This is a genomic window from Dyella sp. LX-66, assembly GCF_018599165.1.
GTDB lineage: Bacteria > Pseudomonadota > Gammaproteobacteria > Xanthomonadales > Rhodanobacteraceae > Dyella_D > Dyella_D marensis.
Genome location: NZ_JAHFVJ010000001.1, coordinates 751,477 through 765,192 on the forward strand (window position 1 = coordinate 751,477; position 13,716 = coordinate 765,192).

General features: G+C 69.8%; 12 protein-coding genes. All 12 read right to left on the reverse strand.

Translation table 11 applies throughout. The annotated features are described in order from the left end of the window. Positions 1 to 59: 59 nt before the first annotated feature. Entirely contained in the window at positions 60 to 2,579 is a 2,520-nt protein-coding gene (hrpB, locus tag KK141_RS03330; protein ID WP_214570948.1) for an ATP-dependent helicase HrpB, read from the reverse strand. A gap of 115 nt (positions 2,580 to 2,694) precedes the next feature. After that, positions 2,695 to 5,088 carry a type II secretion system secretin GspD gene (gspD, locus tag KK141_RS03335; RefSeq protein ID WP_214570949.1) on the reverse strand — a complete coding sequence of 798 codons (2,394 nt, stop codon included), beginning with the start codon at positions 5,086 to 5,088 and terminating at the stop codon, positions 2,695 to 2,697. Between the two features lie 3 nt (positions 5,089 to 5,091). After that, complete coding sequence (locus tag KK141_RS03340) at positions 5,092 to 5,844, reverse strand: general secretion pathway protein GspN (protein ID WP_214570950.1); 753 nt, start codon at positions 5,842 to 5,844, stop codon at positions 5,092 to 5,094. After that, on the reverse strand, positions 5,841 to 6,494 hold the full coding sequence (gene gspM, locus KK141_RS03345; RefSeq protein WP_214570951.1) for a type II secretion system protein GspM: 654 nt from the start codon (positions 6,492 to 6,494) through the stop codon (positions 5,841 to 5,843). Before gspM ends, KK141_RS03340 begins: the two co-directional genes overlap by 4 nt. Further along, positions 6,491 to 7,666: a PilN domain-containing protein gene (locus tag KK141_RS03350; RefSeq protein ID WP_214570952.1), complete on the reverse strand. Its 1,176-nt coding sequence runs from the start codon at positions 7,664 to 7,666 to the stop codon at positions 6,491 to 6,493. Before KK141_RS03350 ends, gspM begins: the two co-directional genes overlap by 4 nt. Next, entirely contained in the window at positions 7,663 to 8,535 is an 873-nt protein-coding gene (locus KK141_RS03355) for a type II secretion system protein GspK (protein WP_214570953.1), read from the reverse strand. Before KK141_RS03355 ends, KK141_RS03350 begins: the two co-directional genes overlap by 4 nt. Beyond that, positions 8,532 to 9,197 carry a type II secretion system protein GspJ gene (locus tag KK141_RS03360; protein WP_214570954.1) on the reverse strand — a complete coding sequence of 222 codons (666 nt, stop codon included), beginning with the start codon at positions 9,195 to 9,197 and terminating at the stop codon, positions 8,532 to 8,534. The genes KK141_RS03355 and KK141_RS03360 overlap by 4 nt, the downstream gene beginning before the upstream one ends. Then, a complete protein-coding gene (locus KK141_RS03365) occupies positions 9,197 to 9,616 on the reverse strand; it encodes a prepilin-type N-terminal cleavage/methylation domain-containing protein (protein ID WP_214570955.1) in 420 nt (139 codons plus the stop codon). The genes KK141_RS03360 and KK141_RS03365 overlap by 1 nt, the downstream gene beginning before the upstream one ends. Next, entirely contained in the window at positions 9,613 to 10,059 is a 447-nt protein-coding gene (locus KK141_RS03370) for a GspH/FimT family pseudopilin (protein WP_284733850.1), read from the reverse strand. Before KK141_RS03370 ends, KK141_RS03365 begins: the two co-directional genes overlap by 4 nt. 90 nt (positions 10,060 to 10,149) lie before the next feature. Continuing rightward, on the reverse strand, positions 10,150 to 10,548 hold the full coding sequence (gene gspG / locus KK141_RS03375; protein WP_214570984.1) for a type II secretion system major pseudopilin GspG: 399 nt from the start codon (positions 10,546 to 10,548) through the stop codon (positions 10,150 to 10,152). A gap of 89 nt (positions 10,549 to 10,637) precedes the next feature. Further along, positions 10,638 to 11,855 carry a type II secretion system inner membrane protein GspF gene (gene gspF / locus KK141_RS03380; RefSeq protein ID WP_214570957.1) on the reverse strand — a complete coding sequence of 406 codons (1,218 nt, stop codon included), beginning with the start codon at positions 11,853 to 11,855 and terminating at the stop codon, positions 10,638 to 10,640. Positions 11,856 to 11,963: 108 nt separating this feature from the next. Continuing rightward, positions 11,964 to 13,694 (reverse strand): type II secretion system ATPase GspE, encoded by a 1,731-nt coding sequence (gene gspE / locus KK141_RS03385; RefSeq protein WP_214570958.1) that lies wholly within the window; start codon positions 13,692 to 13,694, stop codon positions 11,964 to 11,966. Positions 13,695 to 13,716: the final 22 nt, after the last annotated feature.

Genomic DNA, 13,716 nt, shown 5'->3' on the forward strand with positions numbered 1-13,716 from the left:
CCACCTCCAGGCGCATCGCACCGTTGGGGTTCGCCTGCGGCTCACCCCAACCTACGCCGCTACGTTCCGCGTGGCTTTGCTCTGTGCGTCGGCGTCGCACTCCACGGATCGTCCGGCCACGGATGCCGCGGGTAACGCCCTTTCAGTTCCTTCTTCACTTCCGGATACGTGCGCTCCCAGAAGCCTTTCAGGTCCTGCGTGACCTGGATCGGCCGCCCCGCGGGCGACAGCAGATGCAGCGTCACCGGCACACGGCCATTGCCCACGCGCGGCGTATCGGCCAGGCCGAACAGCTCCTGCAGCTTCACCGCCAGCACCGGCGGTTCGCCGGCGGCGTATTCGATGCGGCGGCTCATGCCGCTGGGCACAGTGAGGTTTTCCGGCGCGTGCGCGTCGAGCGCGCGGCGTTGTTCGTAGTCGAACAGCGACGACAGCGCCTGTGACAGCTCCTCCGCGCTCAGCGCATCGAAGCGGCGCTTGCCGTCGAGGTAAGGCGCCAGCCAGCTCTCCAGCGACGCGAGCAGCGCATCGTCGCTGACATCCGGCAGGCCGAGTTCCGGCATCCATTCGCGCACCGCCTGCATGCGCAGGCGCAGACGGCGTGCGTTCTCGCTCCACGGCAGCGCATCCAGTCCCTTCGCACGGATCGCCGCCAGCAGCGCGGGCAAGGCATCTCCGGGCTGCACCGGCACGCTGCGCCGCGACAGCACGATGCCGGCATAGCGATGTTCCTCGAACGCCTCCACCGCATTGCGCTCGTCGTTCCAGCGCAGCGCGCGTTCGCGGCGGAACTGCGCGGGGTAGTCGCGTTCCAGCACGCGCGGATCCAGCGGCGCGGCGGCGAGGATCAGGCTGTCGCGTGCGTCGTAACGCAGATCCAGCGCCACCAGCCAGGGTTCGCCGATTAACGCCGTGCTTTCGTGCAGGCGCGCGCCGCGGCCGTTGGCGAGCGTGTAGCGCAGGGGATTGTTGTCGTCGCGCCGCGCCACGCGATCGGGAAACGCATGCAGCAGCAAGTCGCCGACCGCGTGGCTGTCCGGCACGCCGCTGGCAGCGGTGCGCAGGTCCAGCCGGCGGCGCCAGCCTTTGCTGGCCTGTTCGATCGCGGCCAACGCACCGGTGTCGGCGCCGCCGCGCGCGCCGGCGGTGCGGCGGTCGCGCCAGGCGTGCAGCGCATCGACGCGCGCGCGGAAATCGTCGCTGCGCGCCTGTTCGCCGCGCAGTGGGGAACGCGCTTCCATCAGCGCGAGCAGGTCGGCAACCAGTGCGTGCAGTTCGGGTGGCGCGCGCATGGCGGCGGCGGCGAGGCGTGGAGCGGCACCGAGTTCCAGCATGCGGCGGCCGAGCGAGGTGATGCGCGTGCTCGTATCGAGCGCACCGAGTGCGATCAGCAGTTCGCGCGCCTGCGCCAGTGCACCGGAAGGCGGCGCATCGAGCCACGGCAAACTGCCGCTTTCCGCGGTAACACCCCACGCCGCCAGTTCAAGCGCCAGGCCCGACAGCTCCGCCTGCGCGATCTCCGCCGTGCGTGAAGGATCCAGCCGCTTGCTCTGCGGCCACAGCCGATACGCCGTGCCTTCGGCGACGCGGCCCGCGCGTCCGGCGCGCTGATCCGCCGACGCCTGCGAAATCGTCACCGTTTCCAATCGCGTAAAGCCGGAATTCGGATCGAAGCGCGGCTCGCGCGCCAGGCCGCTGTCGACCACCGCGCGGATGCCCGGCAAGGTCACGCTCGATTCCGCCACGTTCGTTGCCAGCACGATGCGTCGGGTACCCGGCTCGGCCGGACTCAGTGCGGCCTGCTGTTCCGCCATCGACAGCTCGCCGTGCAGGGCGACGACGTCGACGTCGCCGCGCTCCAGCGTCTGCGTCAGCACCGCCTCGGCGCGCGCGATCTCGCGGCGGCCCGGCAGGAAGGCCAGCACATCGCCGTCGTTTTCTTCCAGGGCCAGCCGCGCCACGCGGGCCAGCTGATGCTCGGTGCTTTCCTGGGTGCGTGCCGGCGGATAGTCGATGCGCACGGGAAAGCTGCGGCCCGGGCTGCTGATGCGCGGCGCGTCCAGCCACTGCGCGATGCGTTCGCCGTCGAGCGTGGCGGACATCACCACCAGGCGCAGCTCCGGGCGCAGCGTGGCCTGCACGTCCAGCGCGAGCGCGGCGCCGAGATCGCCGGCCAGATGCCGCTCGTGGAATTCGTCGAACAGGATCGCGCCGATGCCGCTCAGTTCCGGGTCGTCCTGGATCAGCCGCGTGAGGATGCCTTCGGTCACCACTTCGATGCGCGTCTTCGCGCTGACCTTCGACTCGAAGCGGATGCGGTAGCCGACCGTCTGCCCCGGCTCCTCGCCGAGCTGGCGCGCCATGAACTGCGCGGCGGCGCGCGCGGCGATGCGGCGCGGTTCCAGCATCAGCAGCTTGCCGCCGGCCAGCCAGGTTTCACCGAGCAGGGCCAGCGGCACCTGGGTGGTCTTGCCGGCGCCGGGCGGCGCTTCCAGCACGAGACGCGGATGCGCCGCGAGGGAGGCGCGGATCTCGGGGAGCAGCGGGGTGATGGGGAAGGCGAGAGTCATCGCCGCCATGATAACGGCGTAGGTTGGGGTGAGCCGCAGGCGAACCCCAACACCACCACGTTCAAACGTGTCGCATCGTTGGGGTTCGCCTGCGGCTCACCCCAACCTACGCCTCTTAACTACATCACTTGGTGGGATACGGCTGCGACGCCGGCGCAGCCCCCGCCGCCTGCTGGCGCAGCGGTGCCAGCGATTCGAACTTCTGCTGGTACTCGTCGGTGATCTGCTTGGCTTCCTCGCTGCTGCCGATCACCTTCGGCGTGATCAGCACGATCAGCTCGGTGCGCGTGCGGTTGCGGTTGGTCGAACCGAACAGGCGGCCCAGCACCGGGATGCGGTTGAGGCCGGGAATGCCGGTGTCGGTGGTGCCGTCCTGCTGCGAGATCAGGCCGCCCAGCAGCACCGTCTGCCCGCTCTGCACCGCCACCTGGGTGCCCATCGAGCGCTGCGAGATGGTGGGGTTGGAGGCGCCGGCCGGATAGCTCGGCGAGCTCACCTGCTGCTGCACGTTGAGATAGACCAGGCCGCCGGGGTTCACTCGCGGCTGCACGTTGAGGATCACGCCGGTGTTGAGGTAGTTCACCTGGTTGTAGGTGGCCGTGCCCACGCCGGGGTTCACGCTGGTCTGGTTGATCGGCACCTGGTCGCCGACCTGGATCTGCGCGATCTGGTTGTTCAGCACCACCAGCGAGGGCGCCGACAGCGTCTTGGTATTGCCGTTCTGCTCCAGCGCGCGCACCGCCACCTGCAGGTTGTGGTTGATGAAGGAGTAGAAGAACGCGTCGCCGGCCGAGGTGCTGGTGCCGGGGTTGTAGGTGACGCCGCCTTGGCCCAGTCCCCACTGCTGCTGGTTGCCCGGCTGGCCCGGCGTGTAGGTACCGTTGCCGTTGTTGGTGCCGCCGATCAGGCCTTCCAGGTACCACTGCACGCCGAACTGGAACTGGCCGGTGAGCTTCACTTCCAGGATGCGCGTCTCGATCTGCACCTGCAGCGGCGTGTTGTCCAGGCGCTTGATCGCCGATTCGATCTCCGACCACTGCGAGGGACGCGCGCGCACCAGCAGCTGGTTGTTCGCGTCCACCGAGCTGATGCGCACGCTGCCGTCCTCGGAGCTGTACTGCTGCGGCGCCTGGTTGGCGCCGCCGCTGCCCTGCTGCGAGCCGAAGGTGCTGCCGATCGAGGCGCCCGGGCCGCCGAAGCCGCCGGTCTTGCTGGCGTCGCCGCCGTTGAAGCCGGCTCCGGAATTGATGCCGCTGTTGAGACCGCTGTTCATGCCGCCATTGAGGCCGCCGCTGTTGCCGCCCAGCCCGCCGGTGGTGCTGCTGCCGAAGCTGCCGGCGGTGCTGCCCATGCCGCTGCCCGAGCCGTAAGCGTTGTCGCTGCCGCCGCCCAGCGTGCCCGAGTTCAGGCCGGGGCCGACGCGGCCGCCGGAACTGCCGCCGCCGTTGCCGCTGGCGTAGATCTGCGCCAGGTACTGGGCCAGGTCCGAAGCCTTGATGTTGCGCACGTCATACACGAACAGCTGCGGCTCGTTGCCGCCGCCGCGGTCGATCTTCTCGATCCACTGCCCCACTTCCTGCAGGTAGTTCGGCTGCGTGCTGATCACCACCAGCGCATTGGTGCGCTCGATCGGGATGAAGCGCAGCATGCCCGCCAGCGGCGTGTCGCCCTTGGCGCCGAACATGCCGTCCAGCTTGGGCATCAGCTCGGCCACGCTGGCGCGCTGCAGATTGAACACGCCGACCGACATGCCGCGCAGCCAGTCCACGTCGAAGGTGTTGATGGTGCGCTGGTAGTTGGCCAGGTCCTGCGGCGAGCCGGCCAGCACGATCAGGTTGCGCGAGGGGTCGGCCAGCAGGATCGAATCCGGCCGCGCGAACGGCTTGATCAGCTTCTGCATCTCGGCGGCCGAGATATAGCGCAGCGGGAACAGCCGCGCCTGCATGCCGGCGGCGGGCGCCGCGGCGCCCAGGCTGGGCACGAGATTGCCGGCCACGGCTTCCTTGGCCGGCACCACCACGTAGCCGCCGTTGCGCTTGATCAGCGCATTGCCCGTCCACGACAGCAGCGTTTCCAGGATCGGCATGGCCTGGCTGGAATCCACCGGCTCGGCCGTGGCGAACGAGATGTTGCCCTGCACGCCCGGCGCGATGGTGTAGTTCTGCTTGAGCAGGTCGCCCAGGATCGCCTTCACCACCGCCTGCACCGGCTGGTTCTCGAAGTTGAAGGTGACCGCGCCGTCGCCGCTGGCCGGCGTGCGCGGCGTGGCCAGCGCGGTGGGCTTGATGAAGTTGCCGCTGCCTTCGCTGATCTGCGGGGCGATGGTCTTGTTGTCGGCGGGGCCGACGCCGGTGTTCAGCGGCTGCGGCTGCGGCGCGGGCTTTTCGGTGCCGGCCATGGCCTCGCGCTGCAGCGCGCCGTCGTCCTTGGGCGGCGGCATGGAGGCGCAACCGGCCAGCCAGACCGCCAGTGCGAGGCTGCCGATGCGGCATGCCGGCTTGGTGAAGTAAGGGGACATGGATCAGTGCGCTCCTTCAGGATTGCCGGCTTGCTGCTGTTGCTGCTGTTCGGCGCGACGCTTCTGGATGGCGGCCTTGAGCTGGCGGATGCGTTCGGCCTGCAGCGAGCTGTCGGCCTGCTGCGGGCGGGGTTCGTTACCGTCGGGCGGCGGCTGCGGCGCGATGCCCGGCCCCACCCGCTGCACGGCGCCGGGCGGCACCGCGATCGGGCCGGTCATGTTGCTGGGCTGCTGCTGCAGCGGCGGCGGCTGGCCGTCGGCCTTGGGTGCGTCGATCGGCGCGCCGGCGGGCAGTTCCAGTTCGGTGCGGCCGCTGCCGGATTCGAACACCGCCGAACGCGGCTTCACTTCCACCAGCTTCCAGCTGCCGTCCGGCAGCGAGGCGCCTTCGGCCACGCGCACGTCGGCGTCCTGGCCGCGGGTGTGCAGCAGGGCCATGTGCAGCTTGGAGGTGAGGATGATGCCGGTCAGCTGCATCTCGCCCAGGCTCGCGCCGCCCTTGGCGGCGCGCGTGATCGGCTTGCGGTCGGGATTGAACACCGGCTGCTGCCACACGATGCCGAACTGCTCCAGCGGCAGCGGCCGCGGCAGGTCGGCGGCGCTGTCGTGCATGTCCGGCAGGGGCTCGGTCGGGCGCGGCGGATTCCAGTGCACGCCGCGGCCGACGCCGGCCAGCAGCACGCACAGCAGCAGGGCGAGCACGCCGGCGATGCCGCCGAGCACGGGAGTCAGGCGGCGCTGCGCGGCGGCGTTCATGCGTCGTCCTCCCCGGCCGGCTGCTGCGGCGCGGCCTGCGTGGCGGGCGCGCCGCCGCTGGCCTGGCGCACGTAGCCGCACAGCGTGAACTGCACTTCCAGCGGCGGCGCGCTGTTGTTCTGCTGCGCGGCGACCGGGTTGCGGTAGACGCTCATCTCATTGACGAACAGATACGGCGTGCCCTGTTCCAGGTCGTGCAGCACGGCGGCCAGCGGCTGCATGTCGCAGCGCAGGCTGATGCTCACCGCCACCTTGCGGTAAGGCTCGTCGTGGGTGGCGGGATTGGGCACCGGCATCTTCTGCGTCACTTCGCAGCTGCCGCCCTCGGCATGCGCGGCGACCACGTCGACCACGCGCTGCATCATGCCGGCGGCGGCCGCGTTGGGGTCGTCCTCGGGCAGGAAGGCATTGCTGGTGGCCTGGCCCTGGCCCAGCGCGGCGATGCGCTTGTCCAGCTGCGGCTTCTCGGCGATGGCGGCGGCGAAGCGCGATTGCGTGTCGCGCAGGTCGGCCATCTGCGCGTTGACGTCCAGCATCGGCGCCACGAACCACCAGTGCAGCAGCGCGAAATAAGCGATCACCAGCGCCACCAGCAGGAGCAGGAGCGCCGCGATGCGGCTGTCGCGGGGTTTCATCGCGGCCAGCTTCACGGCTGTTCTCCACTGCTGGCGGCCGCGCCCGGCGCGCCCGGGCGCGCCGGCTTGGGCGGGATCTTCTTGCGCAGCTGCGCGACCATGTAGAAGCGTTCCTTGCCGGTCTGTGGGTCGGCCTGGATGGTGCCCTGGAAATTCGGATTGGCGATGACAGTGGAATCCTTCAGCGCGTCGATCAATCGCGCCGCCTGCGGACTCTGGCCCTGGAAACCGACCTGCCCGGTGTTGTCGATGCTCAGGCGCTCCAGCCACGCGGTCATCGGCAGGCGCTGGCTGAGATCCTGCAGCACGGCCAGCGCGGAAGAAGTGTTCTTCTTGCGCTCGGCCAGGAAGCCGGCGGCGCCGGCGATGTCCTGCAGCTGCTGGCGCAGCGCGCCGACTTTCTGCGCCTCGCCGCGCATGGTCTCCACCTGGGTCTGCATCTGCTCCAGCGCATCGCGCCGGTTGTGCAGCCACTCGCCCAGCACCAGGCCGGCCAACACCACGATCGCCGCGGCCAGGGCCAGATTCAGCCGCTGGCGCGGCCGCGTGCGGCGCGGCGACTGTTCCGGCGGCAGCAGGTTGACGCCGCAGCGGCCGGCGTCGACCGCCATGTCCACCGCGTCCACCGCGATGCCGAGCTGGCCGAGCCGGCCCAGCAACGGATCGAGCGTGGTGCGCGGCACCGCCACCAGTTCGGCGGCGATGCGGCCGGCCGGCGCCGGGGCGTTCAATTCACGGATGTCGTAGCGCACCTGCTCGGGGCGGAACGGCGTCTGCCGGTCCATCTCGAACGCGCCGACCTGGCGCAGCGTGTCGCGCGCGGCATCGGGCAGCAGCAGCGGACGGCGCAGCACCTGCGCGGCGGGCAGGCACAGGGCCAGGCGCAAGTCCTCGCGATCGACCCCGCGCAGGCCATCGGCCAGCGCGGCCTGCTGGCCGGCGGCTTCGAGTTCGTCGCTCCATTGCGCCAGCGGCACGGACGACCCGTCGCGGCGCAGGCGCCAGTCGCCGCCGGCGCGCTCCAGCAGATGCCAGGCCGCGCCGCCGCCGAAGCGCGCGCGCAGGCCCGCCGGCAGCAGGGCGGCGAGCTCGCCGCCCCACCAGGCGAAGAACCGCGGCAACGGCGAAGCCCGCCATGCGCGGCGCACCTGTTCGAGCTGCGGTCGCAGCGAGCTGGTCATGCTCATTCCCCGTCTCCCTCCTGCCAGCGAAGCACCGCGTACGGTTGCGCTCCGGCCCTGGCTCCCTGCAACCGCACCGTGGCACGCAGGATCGCCCGCGTGCCGTCCGGTAGCGTTGCCTCCGAACGAATACTATGCGTTACGCCCTGACTGCCGCCTAGGCCTTGCGTAGTACCGGCCTGCTGTCTTGCGGCGTAGGCCGCGTTCGCCTGGTCCTGCGTCATGCCGGGAATGGCCTGCATGGCCAGCGCCGGCGCGTAGTTCGGATCGGGCGCGTTGCGGCCCGACCAGATCGTGATCTGCGATGCGATCTTGCGATACACCGCCGGGTCCATGCCCAGCACCATCTGCGCTTCCTCCAGGCTGGCGAACGGGCCGTGGCGCGGGCCGTAGTCGCGGCCGGCCGCGAGGTAGGCCGCGTTGTTGTTCATGTCCGTGGGATTGCCGAAGCTGCGCCATTCGACCACGCGCGAGGCCAGGTCGTTCGCCGGGCCGTCGTTCATGCCGGCGGCGCGGAACAAGGCCTTGAGCACCTCGGGCGAGGCCGCGTTGAAATCGACCTTGCCGGTTTCGTCGACGATGCGGATGCCGACCTTGGCGTCCTCGTACTGGAACGGATACTCGCGCCCGTCGGGAATCCAGCGCCGGTCCGGCGACGGCGTGAGCAGCGCGTAGATGGCGCGGTTGATGCCCGCCTCCGCCGCGTAATGCGCGCGCAGCTGGGCGAACTGGTAGCGCGCCTGCAGGCCTTCGTTGCGCGCCAGCAGCGCATAGCCGCCGAGCACGATCGCCAGCAGGGTGCAGGCCCACAGCACCACCAGCAGCGCGACGCCGCGCTGGCGTGCCGGGCTTGCGCTGGCCTGGCGCCGGCTCATCGCGTCACCGGCTGGCGGCGCAGGCCGCGCAGCAGGTCCATCTGCTGGCCGGCGGTGGGATCGATGCGCAGCGGCGCATCCAGCCGCGGCCAGTCGCGCAGGCCGTCGAGCTTCAGCTCCACGCGCACCACGCGCGGCAGCAGGCGCGGGTCGGGCCAGGTCGCCTGCCAGGTGCCGGGCTGGTCGGGCAGGTCCGGCGTGCGATAGCTGAAATGGCCTTCGCGCACGTCGTCCATCAGCACTTCGGGTTCGCCCAGCGGCTTGGGGCTGCTGCCGTCGGGCGGCAACAGCGCGAAGCGCACTTCCAGCCGCGAGCCGCCTTTGTCGTTGGACACGAGTTTCCACTCCTGCAACTGCGGCCCCAGCTTGCCCAGATAACCCGGCAGCGGTGCGACGAAGCGCATGCTCTGCGCATCGCCGGTGAAATAGATACTGTCTCCGTTCTGATCGCGACCCTGCGGCACTGCCGCGACCTGGGTCAGTTCCTGGCGCATGAACTGCTGGGCCGAACGCAACTGGTCCAGCCGCTCCACCGCGATCGAACCGGAACGCACGCTGCGCGTGGCGGTGCGCACGCCCGAATACACGCCCAGCAGCAGCAGCGCCATCAACGCCAGTGCACCCAGCACTTCGAGCAGGCTGAAGCCGCGCTGCATGGACATCACTGCGGTCCGTTCGGCGGCATGGTCAGGCGCAGCGTGCTGAAGTGCACGGTGCGCTCGCTGCGCCCCTGGCCCCACAGCACGTCCAGATCGAGCTTGGTCAATACCAGCGAGGACAGCTGCTGCTGCGGGTCGACGTCGACCGGTGTCCACGGCGTCACCGTCAGGCGCCAGCGGTATTGCTGGTCGAAGCGGCCTTCGGTGCGGCCGGGCTTGAGCGGCCCCTCGGCGTCGACGGTATCGAGCAGGCTGTGCGCCCACAGCGCGGCGCGGGTGTAGTCGGCGGCGTTGTTGGTCAGGCCGATCGAGCCGCCGGTGACGCGCATCAGCGCGGTGAAGGCGATCGCCAGCAGCAGGATCGCGGCGATCACTTCCAGGAGGCTGAAGCCCCCGCTGCGCGTCGCTACCGGCGCTTTCACGTCGTCACCACACTCACCGCGCCGGTCAGCCACGACACATTGACCTGCCACTTGCGCTGCTCGCGCTGCAGGGTGATGTGGCCGCCGGTGGAGCTGCCGTCCGGAAAGAAGCGGATGCGGCCGGTAGTGCTGTTGGGCTGGTCTTCCTTGGCGCTGGTGATCGAGAGCTTCATGCCCGAGGGCAGGCGCACGTCGCGATGGCCGGCGCCTTTATAGGTGTTCTTGCGGATGTCGACGTCGAACACCTGCTCCTTGCCGGTGACGATCGCCTGCGCGCGCGTGGCGCGCAGCGCCGCGGCCATCTCGACGCTGGCCGCATTGACGCGCGCGCTGGCCAGGCCCTGCGAGACCGACACGGAAACCGCCGCCGCCGCGATCCCGATCAGCAGGATCACGGCGAGCATTTCCAGCAGGGTGAAGCCGTGTGCGCGCGAAGCGCGCAGGGAACGGGGCGACGGGAAACGGGACGAAGCGGCGGTACGTACTACCGCCTGCCGTTCCCCGTTTCCTGTTCCCCGTTCCCCTTTCATCGCTTACTGCCAGTTGCCCACGTCGGCGCTATAGCCATCGCCGCCGGGCTGGCCGTCCTGGCCGTAGAAGATCAGGTCGAAGTTGCCGTGCTCGCCGGGGTACTTGTAGCCGAAGGCATGGCCCCAGGGATCCTTGAGCTCCGATTCCTTCGCATACGGGCCCTGCCAGTTGCGCGCATTGGCCGGCTTGGCGATCAGGTCCTGCAGCTGCTGCGGCGGCGAGCCGTTGTCCAGCGCGTAGTTCTCGATCTTCTGGCTGAGCGTGGTGAGCTGCGCCTTGCCGGCGCCGTACTTGCCCTTGTCCACGTTCTTGCCGACCTGGGTCACCACCACCGCGCCGATGATGCCGATCAGCACGATCACCGCGAGCATTTCCAGCAGGGTGAAGCCGCGTGCACGCATGCCGTGCAGGGCCAGGGTCCTGCGCTGCCCGCGCCCGAGGGCCGGGGCCCGCTTCATCGAATGAGCCATTGGTTATCTCCGTTCTTTCGTCACTGAATATTGCTGGTGAGACTGAGCAGCGGCAGCAGGATCGCCGCCATGATGATGGCCACCAGGATGGTCATCACGATGGTCAGCGCCGGCACCAGCGCGGCGAGCAGGCGGTCGATCGCGCGCTTGCTCTCCAGTTCGAAGGTGTCGGCCACCTTCAGCAGCATCGTGTCGAGCTGGCCGGCCTCCTCGCCCACCTGCACCATCTGCAGGGCCAGCCGCGGGAAGCGCTGCGACTGGGCCAGCGCAAGGCTCAGACCCGAACCACCCTTCACTTGTTCCGCAGCCTGGGCCAGCGCCTCGTCCAGGGCCCGGTTGGAGGTGACCTGGCGGGCGATGGTGAGCGCCGACAGCAGCGGCACGCCGTTCTTGACCAGGGTGCCCAGGGTACGAGCGATGCGGGCGGTCTCGACCTTCAGCAGCAGCGGGCCGACCACCCGCTTCTGCAATAACTTGCCGTGCCAGGCCAGGCGGTAGGCGGGGTCGCGCATGCGCGCGCGCCACACGAAGATGCCGCCGCCGATCAACAGCGCCAGCAGCCACCACCACGACTGGATCAGGTTGCCCAGCGCCAGCACCGCCTGGGTGACCAGCGGGATCGGCACCTGCATGTCCTCGAAGATCGGCACGAACTGCGGCACCACATAGGCCAGCAGCAGCACCAGCGAGCCGAGCACGCCGACCATCAGGAAGGCGGGGTAGATCAGCGCATTGACGATGCTGCCGCGCAATTGCTGGCTGCGCTCGAGGTAGTCGGCCAGGCGGCGCAGGGTGTCTTCCAGCGAACCGCCGGCTTCGCCCGCGCGCACCAGGCTGATGTAGAGCTTGGGAAACACGCCGTGTTCTTCGTCGAAAGCCTGCGACAGCGTGGTGCCGCCGCGCACGCGGTCGCGCACGCGCTCGATCAGCTTCTTGGCGCGCTCGCCTTCGGGCAGGTCCAGCAGGATGCCCAGCGCGCGGTCCAGCGGCTGGCCGGCGCCCAACAGCGTGGCCAGCTGGTGGGTGAACTGCGCCAGCTGGTCGCCGGTGAACGGCCCGCGCTTGAACAGGCCGCCGAAGCTGCCGGCGCTGCCGGCCTCGTTGGCGGGGCGCGCTTCCAGCGGGGTGTGGCCCTGGTCCTGCAGGCGCGCGATCACCTCGTCGACGCTGGCCGCTTCCATTTCGCCGTGCAGGATGTCGCCGGTGTCGCTGACGGCGCGGTAGTGGAACTGGCTCATGGGCGGCGATCGGTGGCGCGGGAAGCGCACCTTAGGCGCGGCGCATGAAATAACGGCGACAAAAGCAGCCGCGCCGATGCCTCATGCGCCAGACCGGGCGTCCTGCCCTCAACCTTCCTGCGTGACACGCAACACCTCCTCGAGCGTGGTGATGCCCGCCACGGCCTTGGCGATGCCGTCCTCGTACATGGTGCGCATGCCTTCGGCGCGCGCCTGGCGCTCGATCTCGCCGGCGTCGGCGCGCTGCATCACCAGGCGGCGCAGCGGGTCGGTCATCACCAGGAATTCCATGATGGCGCGGCGGCCGCGGTAGCCGGTGGGATTGGCCGCGCTGCTGCCGGGCTTCCACAGCCGGATCGGGCGCTCGTCGGTGTACTTGTGCAGCTCGAACTGCTCGATCACCTCGGGCAGCGCCTCGTAGGGCGTCGCGGTTTCCGGATCCAGCCGGCGCACCAGGCGCTGCGCCAGGATGCCGTTGACGGTGGAGCCGAGCAGGTAATCCTCCACGCCCATGTCGAGCAAGCGCGTGATGCCGCCCGCGGCGCTGTTGGTGTGCAGGGTGGACAGCACCAGGTGGCCGGTGAGCGCGGACTGGATCGCGATGCGGCAGGTTTCCAGGTCGCGCATTTCGCCGATCATGATCACGTCCGGATCCTGGCGCACGATCGAGCGCAGGGCGCCGGCGAAGTCCAGCCCGATCTGCGGCTTCACCTGGATCTGGTTGATGCCTTCGATCTGGTATTCGACCGGGTCCTCGACGGTGATGATCTTCACGTCCGGGGTGTTGATCTTGCCCAGCGCGGTGTACAGCGTGGTGGTCTTGCCCGAGCCGGTGGGGCCGGTGACCAGCAGAATGCCGTGCGGGCGCTCCAGCACGTCGACGAAGCGCTGCTGGAAAGCGGAAGTGAAACCCAGGGTGGAGAAGTCGAACACCACCGACTCGCGGTCGAGGATACGCATCACCACCGACTCGCCGAAGCTGGTCGGCACGGTGGACACGCGTAGGTCCAGTTCCTTGCCCTGCACGCGCAGCTGGATGCGGCCGTCCTGCGGCAGGCGCCGCTCGGCGATGTTGAGCTTGGCCATGATCTTGACGCGCGAGATCACCGCGGCGGTGGAACTGGACGGCGGCGCTTCCACTTCGTGCAGCACGCCGTCGATGCGGTAGCGCACTTTCAGGCGGTTCTCGAACGGCTCGATGTGCACGTCCGAGGCGCGCTGTTCCACGGCGCGCTGCAGAATCAGGTTGACCAGGCGGATGACCGGCGCTTCGGAAGCGAGGTCGCGCAGGTGCTCGACGTCGTCCTCCACCGCGGCGCCGCCGTCGAGGTTCTCCACGATGGTGCCCATGGCGGAGCGGCCGGAGCCGTAATAACGCTCGATCAGGTCGTCGATTTCGGAACGCAGGCCGATGCGCAGCGTCACCGGCCGCCCGGCGGCCAGCTCCACCGCCTGCAGTGGATAGGGGTCGGCCGGATCGGACACCAGCAGGGCCAGGCCGTCGTCGCCGTCGCGCACCGGCACCACGTGGTGCAGCTTGAGGAAGCGCGAGGACAGGTCCAGCTCCGCGGGCGGCAACTCCGGCGCCTCGCGCGCGGCGAGCAGGGGCGTGTGCAGCAATTCGGACCAGGCCTCGGCCAGGTCGCGCTCGGACACCAGGCCCAGGCGGGCCATCAGCGCCGTCAGCGTGCCTTCGGGCGACTCCTCGTGCAGCCGCCGCGCGCGCGCCAGATCGCTGTCCTTCAGCCGCCCCCGCGCCACCAGCAGGTCGCATACCGCCGCTTCGCGGTTGCCATCTGCGGCTCCATCGCCGGGCGCCGGCTTGGCCACTGCCGACATCACACACCCCACATCTCAAGTC